This is a genomic window from Bradyrhizobium sp. USDA 372 (assembly GCF_053629095.1).
The window spans coordinates 5,464,681-5,483,290 of the sequence record NZ_JBRJHR010000001.1 but is presented as its reverse complement, the minus strand read 5'-3'; the positions used below and the strand labels follow the sequence as shown (position 1 = coordinate 5,483,290).

Annotated in this window: 9 protein-coding genes; 4 read left to right on the top strand and 5 right to left on the bottom strand. The window is 57.1% G+C overall.

The window, feature by feature from the left end; all coding sequences use genetic code 11:
* The first annotated feature begins 461 nt into the window (after positions 1-461).
* Positions 462-2,012, top strand: coding sequence for an acyl-CoA dehydrogenase family protein (locus AB7M16_RS25655; RefSeq protein WP_158626804.1), 1,551 nt, complete (start codon positions 462-464; stop codon positions 2,010-2,012).
* 1,412 nt (positions 2,013-3,424) lie between these two features.
* On the opposite strand, the gene AB7M16_RS25650 is transcribed toward AB7M16_RS25655, so the two are convergent.
* Together AB7M16_RS25650 and AB7M16_RS25645 are read right to left on the bottom strand one after the other, a co-directional pair.
* The gene (locus AB7M16_RS25650) at positions 3,425-4,255 is read right to left on the bottom strand and encodes a YopT-type cysteine protease domain-containing protein (protein WP_453945446.1); all 831 of its coding nucleotides are present in this window, start codon (positions 4,253-4,255) and stop codon (positions 3,425-3,427) included.
* A gap of 680 nt (positions 4,256-4,935) precedes the next feature.
* Positions 4,936-5,343 carry a DUF7694 domain-containing protein gene (locus tag AB7M16_RS25645; protein ID WP_424578361.1) on the bottom strand — a complete coding sequence of 136 codons (408 nt, stop codon included), beginning with the start codon at positions 5,341-5,343 and terminating at the stop codon, positions 4,936-4,938.
* Positions 5,344-9,370: 4,027 nt separating this feature from the next.
* Here AB7M16_RS25645 and trpD point away from each other — a divergent pair.
* The 3 genes from trpD to AB7M16_RS25630 all read left to right on the top strand — a co-directional run bounded on the left by trpD (position 9,371) and on the right by AB7M16_RS25630 (position 14,164).
* Positions 9,371-10,384, top strand: coding sequence for an anthranilate phosphoribosyltransferase (trpD, locus tag AB7M16_RS25640; protein WP_124163645.1), 1,014 nt, complete (start codon positions 9,371-9,373; stop codon positions 10,382-10,384).
* 911 nt (positions 10,385-11,295) lie between these two features.
* Complete coding sequence (locus AB7M16_RS25635) at positions 11,296-11,655, top strand: hypothetical protein (protein WP_245454662.1); 360 nt, start codon at positions 11,296-11,298, stop codon at positions 11,653-11,655.
* Positions 11,656-12,853: 1,198 nt separating this feature from the next.
* The gene (locus AB7M16_RS25630; RefSeq protein WP_453945445.1) at positions 12,854-14,164 is read left to right on the top strand and encodes a preATP grasp domain-containing protein; all 1,311 of its coding nucleotides are present in this window, start codon (positions 12,854-12,856) and stop codon (positions 14,162-14,164) included.
* 456 nt (positions 14,165-14,620) lie between these two features.
* On the opposite strand, the gene AB7M16_RS25625 is transcribed toward AB7M16_RS25630, so the two are convergent.
* The 3 genes from AB7M16_RS25625 to AB7M16_RS25615 all read right to left on the bottom strand — a co-directional run bounded on the left by AB7M16_RS25625 (position 14,621) and on the right by AB7M16_RS25615 (position 18,552).
* A complete protein-coding gene (locus tag AB7M16_RS25625) occupies positions 14,621-15,298 on the bottom strand; it encodes a 2OG-Fe(II) oxygenase (RefSeq protein WP_124163647.1) in 678 nt (225 codons plus the stop codon).
* Positions 15,283-16,506, bottom strand: a complete 1,224-nt coding sequence (locus AB7M16_RS25620) for a GFA family protein (RefSeq protein ID WP_124163648.1) — start codon at positions 16,504-16,506, stop codon at positions 15,283-15,285. Before AB7M16_RS25620 ends, AB7M16_RS25625 begins: the two co-directional genes overlap by 16 nt.
* Positions 16,507-17,688: 1,182 nt before the next feature.
* Positions 17,689-18,552 carry an electron transfer flavoprotein subunit beta/FixA family protein gene (locus AB7M16_RS25615; protein WP_453945444.1) on the bottom strand — a complete coding sequence of 288 codons (864 nt, stop codon included), beginning with the start codon at positions 18,550-18,552 and terminating at the stop codon, positions 17,689-17,691.
* Between the last annotated feature and the right edge of the window lie 58 nt (positions 18,553-18,610).

Here is an 18,610-nt window from a genome sequence, read left to right as displayed (position 1 = left end):
CCTTGCCCACTTTCTTTACCTGTCGCGTAACTGGAAGCGACGAAATGCCTTTCGTGACGTTTGCGCACTTACATCTTTTGGCCTAAGGGCTTGTTTGAACCCGGAGAACATTCTCAAAAATCACAAGTATTTTGCGGAAAGTGCGCCGATTATTCTGCGCCTCATTTGGTCCTCGCGGACGGGGCTCCCCTCAACTCCCCTGCTGCGGAGCTCGGGGCAGGACATGCTTTAGAATGATCGCACACTAAAGTCCCAAGGCTTGCTTTGCGTCCAATCTATAGGGAATCCGATGGGAACGGTGGGGTGCTTTCCAAAAGAACTCGCCGGCGGGGCGGCCGCAAGACACTCCGGCCCTCGGCAATGTGCCTATACTGCGCCTGCATCCACACTATACCAATGTCTGGCCAAGGTAGCCGCTCGGATGAATTGGCACGAAACGCGGTCAGGATCATTGTGGTCTTATGGCCATGCACACCCAAGCTTACGCCCAATTCGCCGAGACGCAGGAACGCTTAGCTGAAGGGCATGCAACTGCACGATACTCCAGTTTCATCGCTGAGCTCAGTCAGCTGAATTTCGCAGACGCGGATGACCGCCGAGCTTTCCCTCCGACCCTACACAGCATCTTGGCAAGGCATGGACTGTTCGGGCTCACCGCACCAAGAGAGCACGGCGGGTTAGCTCTCTCTTTGCAAGAGGCCATCGACCTCACCTCCGCCACGGCATCGTTCGATGTCTCCGCTGCGTCGACCCTCGTTATCCATAACTTCTTAGCTTTGCCCTGCATCGAAGCGGCACCGCACATACCCGCACAAGCCCATATCATTCGGGGTGCAACAAGCGGCGATCTCTGCGCTTTCGCTTTGACGGAGCCTGGAGCTGGTTCTGCCCCGAGACATATAAAGTCTGCGGCTTTCATGCACGAAGATAAAGTGCGTATCTCTGGCCGCAAAATCTGGATCGGCCTTGCTGACTGGGCTCGCTGGATCGTTTGCTTTGCGCGCGCGTCGGGACCCGATGCGAAAGGTCGGCTGGTTGGTGTACTCGTTGACAGACAGGCTCCAGGCCTAAAGGTCACGCACGAGCATCGTACACTCGGCCTACGTGGCATCATTCAGAATACCCTGGAGTTCCAGGACGTCGAGATGCCCCGTTCTTACGTGCTCTCTCGCCATCAAGACGGCTGGGGTGCGGCGGCATCTAGTATGAACCGCGGCCGCATCGGTGTGGCTGCTATGGGTCTTGGAGCCCTTGAGCGCGCTATCCAGGTAGCCGCCTCTTATGCAGGCCAGCGTCGGCTTGGTAAACTGCGCATGATCGAAAACAGTTACATTGAGCAGCTATTTGGACAGATGGTGCTGCGGCGGGAAGTAGTGAAGGCGATGCTAGCAGCATCCTGCCGACTTGTTTCAGCGCACGGTGCGCCGAACGTCCACCTTGCGTCGGCGACGAAGGTTTTGTCCTCAGAGTGGTGCGGCCTTGTCGCCGATCAATGCGTCCAGCTGTTAGGCGGCCGCGGCTACGATGAGGGAACGCCTTTGGCCAAAATCTACCGAGACGCTCGCATCCTCCGCATCTTCGAAGGTCCGACTGAGACGCTCCTATCGCATCTCGGCCGTTGCCTCCTCTCTAAAGCCACGCGCGACGAGATAGCCGATCTGTTTCGGTCGGTTGGGGCGGCATCAGTCCATGCTGCTGCAATTGACGAGCTCTCCGGGCTGAATGAGACTGACGGTGCCGTGCTGATCTATGCGGGTTGGCTCACCACATTGGGACTGGCAAAAGCTGTCATGTCTGCTGATTGCTTCTCAGCCTCAGATTGCGCCGCGGCGGCGGCTGACCTGGTCAGTTCTGAACTGGCATCTCTCCGCACTCGCATGCCGGCACGACACTCTGTCGAAACTCGCAGTCGGGCTAATCGGACACTCGCCACCTTTCTTCACGACGCGGCTTGCTCTATTCGCTCCCCTGTCTTCACAGACGACTACCTTAAATTGCTGCAGTATGTCTGACATCTCCCGCATGTCCGACGTCCTTCCACGCCGTGGTGCCGCGCGCGACGCGCAACTTCCGCAAGCGGAAAGGTCCGTGACAACTCTCACGTCTACATGCGGCACGCGCTGCTGTGAAGGCCTAACCTTCTCATTCCTGGCGGCACGCCGCGGCAGCGAAGGCTTTCGCGTTAAAGAGCACCCGATACCGCTCCCCGATCGGGGCTGGCGCCCGAGAAGGGTGGGCCGCCTCGATTCGCCCCGCGCTGCAAACATCGATAGGCGTGGTGTGTTTTAAGCGTCCTGCTGCCACCTTCTCGCTGGCACATGGCATATGCGAGTTTTCACGACCTCTTAAAGGAGGAGCTTGCGTCTGTAGTCAACGATACTTTTAAGTCAAACTTCCGCTAGGCGGGTGGCGGGGCTCAAGACGGGAGGGCCTCCCCGCACAGGCCGCTTTCGCTTGATGCATGGCGTCGGGTTCGTCAGGTTTCGGAAAGCTCGCCCATCTACATCGATGTTGAAGTTAGCAGCACGTGGTAGGGACAGCGCTTGCCCCGAGTATGCGTGGGGATTTTGGCGCCGAGTCACGTTTCTGCTAACTTCAACCAGTGGTGCGGGCGTGGCAGAGAGAAGATCTGATCCATCCAGTCCGGCCAGGGCCGAGTCGCCCCGCGCTGTTTCCGGCGTGAGACTGGATCAGATCCGCACTACGGGGCGGCCGTCTTCCAGATCAAGCTCAATGCCCGCATGCGCTCGCTCCGTCCAGGAGAAGGATCTCACCTCGCATTATTCGACAAGTCACTCCTCAACGACTTTGTAATCCAGCTCGGCGGAAAATCTCGACCGTGAGGCTCGGAACTGCATAGTGTTGTCACCGAGCTAGTTCGTGGCTGGGGGTTTCACCAAAGCCGGACGATACGGGAAGTGCGGCGACGCGACAAGGCGCCGGAGCTCGTGGCGAGTGAGGACTCGGTTTGGACGCCGGTGCGACTGCATGCAGTTGTCGGCGGCTGCAGCTATTTGGTTGGCGAATCAGTACAGAAGGACTGGCGAGAATTCCGAAGCAGTCGAACTACAGCTTGTGCCGGCTCTGTGGATGCCTGGTCACCGACCTTAGCCCTGAGCGCGATTGGGGTCGGGCATCGGAACCCACACGAGGAAGTTAGTCTAACGGGCCCTCGATCGTGCTCGAGTGCAAGGGCTTTGAGGCGGCGAGGACGCTGGCTCACGAACCTGAGTGATCGGACGACCTATATCGGCTGAACATTCTCCCCTCTCTGCACTACTTCCAGGAGCTTCCGTCGAGAGCACCGATCCAACATCCGAAGAACCGCGTCGACTGCACCATCTAGGGACGCGGCTGTCCCGCACCGACCGAGTAGGTTCCGCGCGGGGGCATCGGGTAAGGTCCGTTGCAACCTAGGAAGTCCTCACGTCACCCTTTGTGTGACGACAGTCGATATGTACATTTTGTTCGGGGGGCTCCTGTAGCGCTCCGCAAGACTCTTGAATAACTTTCCGACCTCATCTGAAGGAACAGAAAATTCCCCATAGTTAGGATCAAAAAGGGTCGTCGTTCCATTCGACGTCACTGTCGCAATCATGTGGGCGCCACCTGCGGCGAAACGCAAGCTGACCAAATACATGGACGCATCCTGGGTGAGCTCCTTCACGATCTGGTCAATGCACGAAGATGTATCAAACCTATATCGCGTCTCTTCAGCAGACGGCTCTAAGCCAGCGTCGCGTAACGTTGTGTTTTTTGCCTGGAGGTTGTGAGACCCTTCCGCGCCACCGGTTTTCAATTGAGCCTTGAGCTCTTCGTACTGTTCCTGCCGACTTGCCGCTGAGCGGTGCTTTTCAGTGTCCGGGAGCAGAGCCCTCATTCGGGATGACGGGCTGCTTGGGAGATTAAGGAGCCACTCCGCTACCAATCCAACACAGATTCCGTTGACATTGGCTTCGGGCAATTCAGCAGTCCTGTAATCGAATAGAGCGCGGACAGGGCTATCGGCAGAGGATAACTCCGAGCTGGAGGACAGAGAGCTGTGGCGCGAGTTGCTTGGACTATAAACGATTGAATCTGAGGTATGTGGCTTGCTGAAGCAGAGCCCCATCCTGTCGATCAATTCGCCCGACGGCAGGCTCTCTCGTCGCGCGACTTCAGTGAGTGTTTGCGCAAATTCGGTACTATCTGCGGGCCTGATCGATCCGTCGGCTTGATCAGCGCGTGTGTATTGGCCATCGAGTCGATTATACATCCTGGTTCACCTGCTTCTTCGGCGCACGCGTCCTCAGGGAGAGCGCGCTGCTTACATCTTGCTGCGGATGATATCGCAGCAAACTGACGAAGAGCTGACCACCAACAAGCCTGGGGAAGCTACGGCCGCGGCGGCCAATTGGTTGCACGACAGTGCCACTCACGAGCGGGGCTGCAGGTGTGAGGTAGTGGCCGAACGGCTAGTTACTCTTGCACACTACGGAGGGGCGCGCTTGGAATTGCAGATGCCGTCAGGATGATGGCTACGCTGGACAGCGCGACCGTCGGTTTGGTGGTCGATCTCACCTTTATCGTGTTGCGCCGCTCGGTCGCACAACTACGCCTCCAACAGTGCGCAATTCACGTCCCCGTGATCGGCCATCGGCGAGTGAGATGCTGTTGTTGCCGCTGACGTACCTTCAGCACAGATCCGAAACCCGGTTTGAATACAAATTACGATCTTGTTCACTCTACAAGAACTGGCGCAGACATTTCTCACGGCCATCAGTGTGCCGTTAGCCGCTCGGACGGCGGCATTTCGGGTTCAGCCCGCCTAAACACTGCAACAGTCGAGCGAGCCCGACATACACCCGCATGTGACACGTCATATCGGGAAGCCGAACCGGTGCTTGTGCGCCCGCTCGACCTCACCTTCTGCTCGCATTTTGTTAGCTCAGCCCGTCATGCTGTCGCGCTCATTTGCGCGAACAACGTTGCCGCATCGGAGGGACTTAATCCAACGACGCCTACGAAGCTCGGGGACGGCATCGGGATGTCTCGATAAGTGGGTCTCCACAAGTGAAGGCAATATCGGCTGTTATTCACGTACCTCGAATGTGGCGGATGCAGTTGCATGACGCACTCTTCTTCATCCCAGAACAAGTCTTTCACAAAGCACATCTCGTCCCAATTCGGACAACGCCGCGGGGTCGAAACAGCGACATGCTCCCAACCGGGACGGACAAACGCACTTATCTTAAGTTCACACCCACAAGGCCCCTGCACAAGGAACAGACCGGAAGGGCCTGACCCTGGAGCAGTAGCGAACCGGCCGTGTTGCACGCGGCCGGCCTCCAGCTTGTCTATCATCTGCGGTCGCACGCCCGCTCCTTTTCTTCTCGGATAGCCCTGACGTCTACGTAGATGACGCTGTCTCGTAACAAGTCAACCTGCTCGGTCCTCGGCCCAGCGTTCCTAAACCAATCTACAGCGCGCCATCCGCGAAAGCCGTAGATGTCTATCATCACTCACTCTCCTCTGATTATTGCTCTAAGACGTACTTCGCCCTCGGGCCGCCGGTCGCCTGAGCATGAGCGGTACCACTAATTGCGCGTCGGGCGAATTGAGCCGCCGATTGCACCTGGCGCTACTTATGTAAGTCCATCATTAAGTCTCTCCGAGGCGAAACAGTTTGTCATCCGTGCCAGGCAGTATTCACTGCTCATCGCCGGCAGAGCGCACATCCCGCATGAGCAGACGAAATCGGCGACTCTGACGCGTCACCTCGTCTTCAATGAATTGGTCTTCATCATGGCACGCTGCCGTGTTGGCGAAACATCTAGAGCTCATGATGCTCGCGAAACCAGTAGTGGCACCAGATAGATCGGAGTTACATTGCTGCTTCGCGAGAGAGAGTACTTGATCACTCGACGGCCTCCTCGCCAAGGCTGAACAGGCCCAATGCGCCGTTTATGTGAAAATGGTTCAGCTTTATGGCTTCCAAATCGGCATACACATAGCCGCGGACGCCGGCATGCTCCGTTCTTCCAAATGGACCATCCGGCGGATCGCCTGCTATCTTGGTCGTAAGCTAACGGTCAGAAACAATGATTAGTCGATTTCATCGACTGCAACTGCGAATGTCGCCCGATTTTCCGCATCACTAAGATGCAGCTCCTAACGCGTTGTCTACGGCATGGCGCTCGCGAACCGCTCACCCTTTGCCGTTAATCAGGGTGTTGTTTCCGACATGAATGTCGCGACTCAGACGCCGCGCAACGGCTCCGTGTCACCAACCCACCGCATCAAACGCGCTGCAGACAGTTCTACCTCGTGGCATGTCGCTTGCTGTGCTGACAGAACGCGACCTCGCTGTAGCGAGGATGCACGAGCAATGAATCGGCCGAATCGTCGCCGCAACGAACATCGGTTCTGATGCCCCATGAAAAGAGGACTGCTAACTTATGAGTGATAGGAGTCATGCAAAGCTTGGCATTTTTCTGTTCACCGGCGCTCAGCGTAATGAAATGACTCATTGGCGCGCAACAAAGCGCCCAACGATCAAGCATTGCGGCACCGATCGTCCCTCCCGGCGAGCCCAGAAAAGGTGGAACTTGTGGCCTCTGGCCGCACTCCTCATAAATGCGCTGCTTTGGGCCGGGATCTACTTAGTCATCGCAGCGTTCTTCTGAAACACTCTCGCGCATGGCAACCGCGCGATGGACTTCTGGCGCCTCTCGCAACCGCGGGCCGCCACGGCTGCGAACAAACTGATGCCAAGGCGCTTCGCGCTCCTACCGGGATATACAATGCGCTGCTCCGGCGGAAGGAAATGTCGACGCATGACCCAGATGCCTCGAATTAGCGACACTGATGTGCCGCTGCCGCGCGACGAAGTGCCAAATTGACCTGTAGCAGCTCAACCCGTCCGCGGCGAGTGGCATCCGGGCTTCCAAGTGAGGCGCGACGGATCGACTGCAAGTGAGGACTAGTGCCAGTATTCCCCTTATGTGAAAGTTAGCTTTCGAGAAGCTGACGAAACAAGGTGACCTAAGGGAACGTTGGGCAGGCGGCTGGCTCGGGCCCCGTGCGTGTGGCATAGGACGGTCAGGCGTCTTGCCTTCTGGCTCTCTCAACGCTCCGTACAGGCGGCATTGACTTGCTTGCTGAGCGATATCTACCTAGCCAATGGGTCGGGTAGAGATCGACAGGCTGAGGCCTTATGGACCGTAGCGACGCTTTACAGCTCTTGCTCAGGCTACGTATCGTCCTCATTCTTGCGCATCTGCCACACGTGTGCACGCCACGCTAACTTGTCGTACTCCAGGGCAATCTTAAGCAGCCTGTCTTTGGCTTTTCCGTCGATGAGCGCTGCCGCTTTCTTTCGCGTTGCTTCCGCGCGGCCTCGCCAGTGATCGGGCTGGTACAGTTTACTTTTCGGATTCATGCCGAGAGCATGCAATCCGTAGATCAACGAATTGCGACACTGACGCTCCGTATAATCACGTAGGAGCGACGCTCGTGGCTCCGGCTGCCGAAGCAGTCAGTCCCCAGTCCACAGCAACCATTCAGAAACGGCTGAATGCGCATTGCAGACGATGCTCGTACGAAGAATGCACAGTCACCGACAGCTTCAGACCATTGCTCCCACCAAAAGACTTGAATCGCACGCTGCGTTAGATTGTAGGATTCTGGACAGGTGTGGATCACCTCTGACAATCAGTCGATTACTGATAGTTCACGAGCATTGGAAATGCCTCAAACATCTACAATCGCCCGGGACGACCGAATAGAGAGCCTAACATCATCCAGATGCGAGCCTGCCCGCGATTCATCGAATGCTATTCCTCTTTCTGCTGTACGTAATCGCGCGTTAGGAGGTCTGCGCGGCCGACTCCGATCAACTCAGACTCGGCTGACCCGACGCAAGACGAAACCTACCTCACAGAGATACCCCCCAACCTCTTCACATAAAGTGGAGCAGAAGCGCGATGACACCAAACATTGCCTCAGCGCGCCATCATGGTCGCTCTTGCCAGGCCGAATGCATCATCAACAACGAGAGAAGCACATCTGGCCTCCCTAATATGTATGCTTCGCCACAGCTGGCCAGGGCCGCGTCGAGCCGGCATCGTGGCGAGTCCGCCGTCACTCACCGGCCGGCGATTAGGCTGACCATAGCACCTCAGGTCATGTCAAGCAGACTCAAGCAATCCTCGAGGCATCGAGGCATGCACTGGCTGCACAATCACAGCAACTCCAAGACCTTCATCTGGTGCGTCGGCGCAGCTGCTACTAACTCCCCTCTTTCGTAAGGCTCTGCCGGTATGCAAGGTGTCGTTCCTGTCCTCCTGGACAAATGACGAACTCCGTACAGTGAGAACGGCAAAAGTAGAACAACGAGCTTGCAGACAGCTAAGCAGATCCGCCTGTTTCCCGGTTTGCAGGTGATGCGTTCCGGGCAGCAAGAACAATAATCAGCTCCACCGAACTGAAGAAATGTCATGGTTCAAAAACAACAAATTCGGCCGGCTCCGCGCCTCAGGCTCTACTACCGCGATATCGCCCTAGGCGTGGCAATGGCAACTGCAATGCTTGCGCCGGTCAACGCGCTTGATCGAACGCCGACCGCAGAGGAGAAAGAGGCCTGCATGGGAGACGTGTTTCGCCTTTGTAGCAGTCACATACCAGATCGTACCGCTATTACTGCCTGCCTCAGATCCAAGCAAGATCGTCTCAGTCAGCAATGTCGCTACGTGATCTCCGGGCGGGACACCGGCAATAAGAGCAGCGGATCGAGGTGAAGATGCTGCGAGCTGTCCGCCCGACTCCTCTCCAGAAGTCGTCCCAGCTTGACGTGCAGCACGTCACACGAGGGTTCGCCCAACGGCTCACCAGCTCATGCGGGCCGGTCAACGGACGCGTCCATCGCTCCTTGGAGGCTTTCATGCGCAGGTTCATTATAGTGAGGTGGGGTCATTTCGTAGAGCCAGCTAAGCTCAGCCTGGAATTGGCATCGATATATTCATAGCACGTGCGGAAGCCGCTCTGCGGCTCCGCCACGGCGGCACCGGAAAGCGAAGCCTTGTGATCCGGCCGGAACATCGACGGCAAGCGGGCGCGAGACAGAGCTGTTATCCTCGCATCAAGCAACTCAGTGCTCTGACTAGCCGCCGATGTCCTCTCGAGGGCACCATCGAACGGAGGGAGCTTGACCCTGACGTAGCGTCAGGTTGTAGCGTCGCCACGGGTGCCACGTTCATCCGACGGCCCGCCTCAAGGACTCGTGCGGCATAGCGAGTGCGGATAGACCGGCAGCTGCATCAGGGCGCCCGGTTGCGAAGACGCCTGGCTGGACGGACGGACCCTAGATTGGATAAGGAACGTGTAAAGTTCGATGGAACCGCTTAAATCGATCATCGGCAAAGTTGCCACCGGTGCCACTCTGACCCGCGAGGAGGCCGCGTTAGCGTTCGACAGCATGATGTCCGGCGACGCAACTCCCTCGCAAATCGGTGGCTTGTTGATTGGGATGAGGGTCCGCGGGGAGACGATCGAAGAAGTCACAGGCGCCGCATCCGCAATGCGAAATATAATGCCCACCGTCGAGACGCGATGTGACCCCATCGATATCGCTGGCACGAGCGATACCGTTATGTGTTCGCTCAACGTTTCGACGTGCGCTTCGTTCATCGTCGCCGGGGTCGGCGTTCCCGTCGCCAAGAATGTCAACCGCGCGGCATCTTTGCGCTCAAGCACCGCAGACGTGTTGGCGCGCCTCGGCGTAAAGGTCGATCTCAAGCCTGAGGCAATTGCACGTTGTGTGCACGAAGCCGACATTGGCTTCATTTTTGCGTCACCCGACTATCCGGCGATGCAGCGCATCAGGCAGATCCGGAGCGTACTTGGAACCCACACGATGTTCAATCTAATCGAGGCTCTGTCGAATCCAGCCAGGGTCAAGCGGCAGATTCTTGGAGTGTTCACTCCCGAATGGGTGCAGCCTCTGGCGCAAGTCTTGAAGAACCTTGGTGCCGACTCGGTATGGGTTGTTCATGGCTCGGACGGGCTCGATGAATTATCCCTCACCGACACAAGCTTTGTTGCTGCGGTTGAGGCGGGTACAGTCCGCACGTTCGAAGTCACGCCGGAGGAAGCCGGGCTCCCCCGCTACCGCGCCGATGAGCTGGAGTGCAGTGATGTCGAGGCTCATGCCTTTGCGTTACAAAAAGTGCTTGATGGGCTGCCAGGTCGTTTTCGTGATGCCGCCCTTCTGAATGCGGCGGCCGCACTGGTGGTGGCCGGGCGGGCCTCGAACCTACAGGAAGGCGTGGCGCTTGGACAAGAATCACTTGATCGGGGCGCTGCCGCCGCTCGACTGAATCGCTTGATCGCCGTTTCAAACGCCTGACAGCCGATCTGGTTGATGCCGCATCCTTGCGATCGATAGTGCAGCTTACGCGCGAGAAAACTGTTGCAGCCGCGAATGCGGGTTACTTGTGCCGATTTCTCATGGAGCGCCCGCTTGCGCAAGTCCTGGTCAAAACAGCTCCGCGCTGAACACTCAGCCCGACAGCCAACATTTGGTGCACTAGAGGTTGTTCGCGCCCCGGTTGCTGAGGTGAGGACCCGCGACGAAGCGTGCGCAACGCGGCAAAGGAGACGATCGAAGATGCCCTGGCAGAGGATTGAAACACTTGGAACTATCGCAACGATAGAACACATCATTCGGAAGTTTCGGGAATTGATCGATACAGATAGCTCGATCCCGCCGGAGCTGCGGCGTGCGCTGCACGAGACGCTGGATGGGCATCTTCTGGAGGCAAAGCGGCGTGTTCTCCTGAGAGAAGAATAGGTCCGGATGCCGTTTACACACGGAGAGACACTGGCAGGCCGGCGTTGCGCTCTATGCCCACGCTCAAAACGCTTGCGGCCAAGCTTGGCTTCGAGCTGCTCGCTCGTTCAGCGGTGATTCCGATGGCGATTGCTCAGCGCCGCTCATCTCGCCGCGGACTGGCCATCGATGGTGATGGCCCGCATACGCACCCTGACCAACTCTACATTTCGTCCAAACTCGGCGCACTGGGGTCATGCGTTGGACACGCCGCCGGCGCATTCGCCGGATCGCTCCTAAGGGCTCAGCCACAGGCTTCCCCCTCAGGGTGGCGCTGAATGCTTGCGACACCAGCCCCTCGGGGGCCCTCTTCGGGTAGCATGAGCTTGGCCACGTTCTCATTGGCCCGCAAAAAGGGGCTTGAATCTGACGTAACGTTAAATCGTAGGCTCTTGAGGTGTTACCTACATGGGTGTGAAGGACTTCGGATGCCTCAGTTGGTCAGATCCGCGGACCGGTCGCTGGTCATGCTCCTTATGCCCGATGGCCCATTGGTCGAGAGGGCTTTGCACCAAGTTCCAATCGCGGCGCTAAGGGTAGCAAGTAACTTTCAATGCTGCGGCATTTCGGATCTGGACGAAGTGGCGGTCGCGTACCGCCCCGCCAGAGAGCCGATAACGACAGAATTGATCGACGTAGAACTCAATCCGAAGCGCCTAGATGGTGCTGCTTTCCTCAAGCTGACGCAAGCCCGCCTCTGGCGCAGCAGCGCACAAAATCAGTTTGCCGAACCCGCTACCTTCAAGCTGCTTTCCCGCACGTGGCGTCTCGATCGCGCAAAGGTGTGACAGACGGTGGGCCTGCGCAGGTTTTCGAAGTGACCCGGCGTCTTGCTCCGCGTGACCAGCGCGGCATCGGACGTTATTGCATGGCATGCGGGAGCAGCAAGTTGAAAGACCCGGCCGGCCTTAAGAAGGTTCTGTGTGTTTGATCATATTGAAGGTCAGTGCCGCTGCATCATCGGCTTCAATGATGGAGATATGAGAGCGCCATATATGTGCGGCGCCTCTGTATATCAAAGGCGCGGCAAGAAACCCTCTTCGTGGTGCGCCTGTCACAACCGACAGATGCACACGACCGCAGCAGAGCCGAGCGAAGTGAGTGATCAATCGGCAGATTTCCCTCAAGAAATAACCATCGTTCGCAACCCATGACAACCATTAAGAGCCGGCCAAAAGAAGCATATGACTGGGGCGTCGCCAAGCACTCCGGGCTTCCGATGAAACGCATCGGCACAAACACAATGTGCGGACCTGATGCACATGAATAGCGAGTTGGATTCTCCACCTTCGTCGAGCAAAACGCCAAGTATACTCCTGACAAGACCACGATCCATTTCGAACGGAAGACGCCCAGCTATGTCATCCTCAATCGACTGATCGAGCGGATCGCTCGCGCCTTCGAGAGCCAGTTTGGTGTCCAGAGAGGAGGCCGAATCAAGATGCCCCGACTCGCAGGGGACTTTGGATGCTGCGACGCAGATGGATCTTTTCCGCTTCACGACGCCAAATCAGCACTCGGTTACTTCCGCCGAGAACATCTACCTAGCGAAAATAGAGCGAGTGCATACGTAATATCCAGATCTAGCCGAATGCGGCCGGTCGGTCGAGCCGATGCGCGCTGGGAAGAAGTACCGGTCGCTTATATGACCAAGCGACTGGGGTGCGAGATCGAGGCAGACGCGCTGATCGCACATGTTTGGTCACGGTCCGTTTTAGCGTGCCGCGCGAAATCATTTCACACGAAGCATTCCGAACATCGCACTACCCAACGTCCCGCGCTTTTTCTGAAGCGAATAGCCATGCGACCGAGCTATCAATTGAGATCGGCAGATCTGAGACGGGCCGTTCTCTCCCACTACATCGCAGGTGACATCGAGACGGCGCAAACTCTCCCTGTCTCAGCGACTTACCACGGGGTGGCACGGCTGTCATGCTTGCCATGACCATCCCATCCTGATCAAGTCCAGATGCCCGGAGGTCGCGAATGCCGCGGATCCTAATTATGAATGCCGGTACGCCTCAGATGTCGGGCGCCCATCTAACAAAGGCTCAACGTTCGCTGGCCGCCAGCTCGGCATACCGTTCAGCGTGGTTTGCTCAGGAGGGCGACCTGATCGTCTCCCCGGTAGCGATCCCGGCGGATCTGCTATCCTTCATTGGCGCGACGCTCGATTTCGATGCATCGCGTCTTCGCCTTGTTGTACCTGCGAGCCGCCAATCGACGATCCTCGATGATTGCACGTTGCTGTCCCAGCCTGTTGTCGAGCGGCTCAAAAGACATATTCGTCAGAAATCCGCCTGGCGATTGCATCCCTGCTACTTTACAGAAGGTGTCGCACGTTTGGCGGCCACACTGGGCATATCGAAGACCGGGGACGACTTCGCTCTGCAGCGCGGGCCTGATCTGTTGAATCGCAAGAGCCACTTCCGTCAGTTGGCAACAAGCGTCGCACTTCCGCTCCCTCATGGATGTGTCGCGACAGACCCAAATGGACTATTCAAAGCGGTCACTGCCCTCAAATCCGAGACGGGCAGGGTCATTGTAAAGTTGGATAATGGAGCTGGAGGAGTCGGAAATGTCATCTTGACCCGCAGCAAAAGCGATCCGCTACCTGGAGCCAGAGATACTCGGATGATTTCGTGGCCGTCGCTTGATCCTGACGCGCTTTACTCTGAGATCACAACAGCATCGTGTAAGACGCTGGTCGTCGAATCATACCACTTGGCCCGATCTCTATTTTATCTCGAGTATGAAATCCAGGATGATGCATCAATCGCTTTTATCAACAGTGGAAACATACGCCTGCGTAAAAGCACAGATCGGTCCGAACGGGCTCTCACCTGGACGGGGCTTGAGCTTCCAAGCGACCTGGAGAACGAGCAATGGTTGACTGCCCAGGAGCATGCCTACCGATTTGTGGCACTAGCGAGAGACCTGGGCTATCGCGGAATGATCAACATCGACGCCATTTTCACAAAAGACGAACGGTTGCTGTTCAATGAAGCGAACGGCCGCTGGGGTGGCGGATCGGTGTTACACAACATTGCGATCCGGCTGCTCGGCTTCGACTATTCCAGCCGCAACGTTATTCTATCTGTAAGAAATGTGCGATCGCCATCCTTTCAAGCGGCGCATGATCGCTTCTTCAAAGAAGGACTCCTATTCGACCGCACACGTAAGGCGGGCGTGATCCCGCTTGCCGCCGACGAGGAGGCTGGCACCGTGGAGTGCGTTGTGATTGCGCCAGACAGGACTGCGGCCCACGATCAGCAACACCGACTTTTGAGCTCCTAGCGAGCAATCTTCACACGCTCAATTCACTGCCCCGCTCCAAAGCAGCGCTTTATTCGGCCCTACATAAAGAGGGCACAGTCTGAGCAAATAGGTTCGGCGCTGCGGCCGGCTGCACTCCCTGAAGCGCCGGACAGGCGAGAGGCTAGGTTGATCCTTAATGCTAAACGTCGGATCATGATCGTGACCTTGCGCGGGAAATATTCTCACCCAGCTGGTCGATCGCTGCAAGAGGCTGTCCTACGCAACGGCATCCGCTAAGCGCATTGCGTCCATCAATCGGACATTCTCTCGGCGGAGATTAGAGTCATGCTCGAGCGGCTGCGTTTGCAACCGGCGACTTTCGCAACTGCACGCATGCGGCACCAATCTTCGGGTGAGGACGAGGGCCGACCTTATAGTGGGATGATGGCTCGCCTACAACGAGAACCTGGGCAGACTCATATCAGGCGCGCCACCTCATAGCCGAGCGGTAGAACTTTCGATGACCCGGCGGTTCGCGCCGCCCCTTTTTGAACAGAAGTAGACAAGAGATCGGCGCTCCCCGCTCGACACCGGCTTAACTTCATGCCGGACCTTACATGTCGTGACAAGCACGGCGCCGAATGGTGGCCGGAATACGTGCTGTTCGTACACGGTAGGATATACCACGAACTCACCCCCCTCGAAGTCTCTCGCTAGCTGCACAATCACCGCGTACTCGAAGTCCGGATCACTCTTCGCATCCAAATGGATGCCCACAAAGGACCCGGGCGGCATACGATGCATTTGGCATCGGCGAACCACGTAATCTGAGGATGCTCCGAAGATCTGTCTTAGCGCGAAGCTGCGGTCTTTACTTTCAAGTAGCTCCATGATCTGCCCTGAAGCTGTACCACTCACGTTGCTAGGCGCCCGGCCGGGTGGATCTACCCTTACGCGCTTGACAAAGACGCTGTGCAAGTCGCCGGCATCTCCCTCCCGCACTTCTTCCTCGGGAATCTCAGCCTGCAGCTGATCGATCTTGGTCAAGTCGGCTTGAGTGAACAATATCTGGGGGGCGATAACGGCCGTCCCCTTTACTAACAGCTCTATGCGGTACTTTGTCAGCATTTCCTCTGAAAGCTGGCGGGATTTATCACTCATTGCGCGCGCCATTCGAGCTCACTCCTTTGATCTTCGAAGCAGGACTCCGGGTCCTTGTGCATTGAGACGAATGCTTGCTCCCAATGCTCGCCATCGAACTCGGTTATTCTTACGCGCGCGATCGTCCTTCTGTCCAGGCATCGAATATTTACGCTGAACCCGGAGGGGTTCGACCTCGGCCTATAGAATGGCTTTACCCCACAAAGCCGGCAAAACGTGTGCCGAGCAATGTTCTTGTTGAACTGATATGTAGTGAGGAATTCTTCACCGCGCTCGATGCGTAGCTTATCGCCAGTTACGAGTAAGTGGAGAAACCCAGACATTTGACAAATCGAGCAATTGCAACGAACTCCAGAGAGCTCCCGCGGCGCTCTGACGTAGAACTTGACAGAGCCACAATGGCAACTGCCATGATGTTCGATCTCCGAGTGATCATCTCCGGTGCGTGCCGCAATTGCGATGAGATCGCGGCACCACTGGACGCTGACCCGATAGGCTTGGAGGAATTCATTCAAAAAACGATCACTACGGTCAGGCTGCACAAGTTCACCAATCAGCCGGCCTGTCATTTCTCCGTGGTACTTCTCCGCGGGATCTTCTCCGCCCACATGGCTGCGAAAATACTCCAGATCGTCCGGCTGCGCTTTAAACGTTTCGGCCAGGGTGGTCCACAGCGATTGGATCATGTCCGCAGCATGTAGCTCAAAAGCTACCATGTAAGCGCAACGAACGAGGGAGTCTTTCGATGACAATCCGGCGTAGAGAGAATGCAGATACTGCTTCGTCCTAGAGCTATAGTTGGGCAGTATTGCTCGGCCGAGTAGTTGGGAGGCATCTTTCTTCAACAGGTTGGAGTGAAAGCTTTCTGTCAACAGAATATCCGGTAGCGCGGCCTTGCCCCCCTGGAGAATTCGGCCATGGCCTCCGGTCTCGTCCCAACAGATAAAGTTCGCGACCACGCTGGTCAGCTCAATGTCTCTCGCAATATCCCGATTGTGATGCATTGCATCAAATATGAGGTCCCCTTGGGACCCCGCCTGCAGGTACGGGAACGCCTGTGACATCGCCAGATATTCGGGCAGCACCCTGGCAACCTGATCTTCGGACAACTGAGAGGCGAACGGATGCGGGCCGAACAAGGCTCGCGCTTGCTCGGTCAGGTACTCGCAGCATATCTTCGGAGGCTGATCCGCTGCAAATCGAGACGCTTGAGATGTCATGTGATCCCTGCAGATGAGAAGCGAACGGTCCCTGACGAAGCAGCTTCGTGTCCGGGCCACCTATTAACCGCCCTGGGTTCATTGGCTTAGAAGGGCCAATGATTGCGCTCACCTTCCAGGCGAACTTTTGGTAGTTTGCTTCGCGATGGCAGACAGCGGCATGCTCAGTCCAGCTCATAAGCATCGAAGGGAATGCGTTCATTATTGGAGCGGCGGGAATCCAGTCGGATTCCTCTCCACCAGCAGTCCGACGCCGCAGTGCCCGCCCCGACCAGCATTCGCGCGGAGACTCATAATGGATACTGCGCCGCCCACGCCGTTTTGTAGCTAATGTCGCGTGGGCGAGTGGCGTGCCTGGCCGCTCGGCACGCTTGCAGCTTTCGCGATCTTGGGCGAATGGATCAAGCCCTCGCGGGTGGTGCTCCCGCCATTTCGCCGAACCGCTGTCAGCCTGGGACAGCATTGTAGACTCCAATTTGTACCTATGATGCTCTTAAGGTTTTTGGCCCCTGGTGTCACATACCGCTGCTGGCGGCACAAAGCATCTCAAAGAGACCCTCACCCGTTCTTCGTTCGCGATTACCACCTCTAAGTTCTTAGTCGCTCTCAGCAATCATTATGCCAACTCTTGGATTCGCTCCGTAAGATCTGAATCAGTTGATACAACGGTCGTGTCGCCTCCTCATTGCGAGTGTATCGACCTTGAGAGCCTGCGCGCCGCTGTCAGAAAGCAAACAGCGAAGAGCCAGCGGCCGCTCACATGCGTACAGGTCTGCTCAATCGCGGAGACTGCTTCAAAGGCGACGCATGGGTTGACTTTGCGCCCCGAAGCCAGCGACAGCGCTTTGTGCGTGCAGACGGCAGCGCTAGTATGGTGACCCGGGTCGCTGACTATTGCGTCTTCGCCGTGACCGTTACAAGAGAAGAAATGGCCTTCCACGTCATCGAATACGACCGAACGGTGACCTGGAACATACGCAGGCCCCTTTGCCTGTGCCCCGACAATCCCCCGCGACTCCGTCGTAGCGTAACGTGGTCTAGGGAACATCCGGGCCCGCTGCTCGCGAGATCGACGGATGCCATGGGCAGACCCTATTGGTAGCTGGCCGAGATGGGTCGCTACATGTTGCGCGCTCTTCGACACGGGTGCGGCGTTGATACATTTCTGGAGCGTATCCACTATCATGGCCTGGACTCTCCGGATCGAGCGCCACGAGCAAGTGCCGCAAGATCGGTTTCGAGCTTCGGTTGAAGCGAGAACATTGCGTCTATCAACGCCTGCGCCGGTTGCTCAGCGGCCTCAACCAGCGCCGCCTTCTCGGCCCGCGCAGAGGGAGCGAACACACGCTTAACGACCGTCGGCGAGCCCTTGAGACCGCAGTTGGAGGTGTCTTCGACACCGGCTTCTTGCGCGCTCCATTTCACGATTTGGGCACGCGCGGCACGCAAGGCATCCGCCATCGCGCCGCGCCGAATCTGATTGGTCGCCTCAAGCATGGTGATGAGGCACGGCAATTTGGTTTGCAACACCTGCACACCACCTTCGCAGCGTCGTTCCACTTCAATCGTTTGAGCGGCGAGGTCCAAGGATCTGATCTTAGCAACGTAAGTCAGCTGCACTACGCCCACTCGCTTTGCGATGCCGGGCCCAACCTGCGCAGTATCGCCGTCGATGGTCTGCTTTCCCGTGAAAATGACATTCGTCGGGCGATAGTCCTTACCCATTTTCCGGATGGCGGTTGCAAGTGCATACGTTGTGGCCAGTGTGTCGGAGCCCGCAAAGCAGCGATCGGTGAGTAGGACGGCGCGATCGGCACCATAAGCCAGCGCCTTTCGCAGGGACTCTTCTGCCGATGGCGGTCCCATGGTAAGCACGGTAATTTCGCCGCCGAACCGATCGCGCAGCTCCAGCGCGGCCTCGAGCGCGAAGAGGTCATATGGGTTGATGATTGTCGGCACTCCCTGGCGCATGATTGTATTGGTCACGGGGTGAACGCGGATTTGCGCCGAGTCCGGAACCTGTTTGATGCAGACGACATTGTGCACGATGTTGCTCCAACAGTTGCGATAGCTGCGAAGAGAACAGCAAGTGTTGTACCATCGC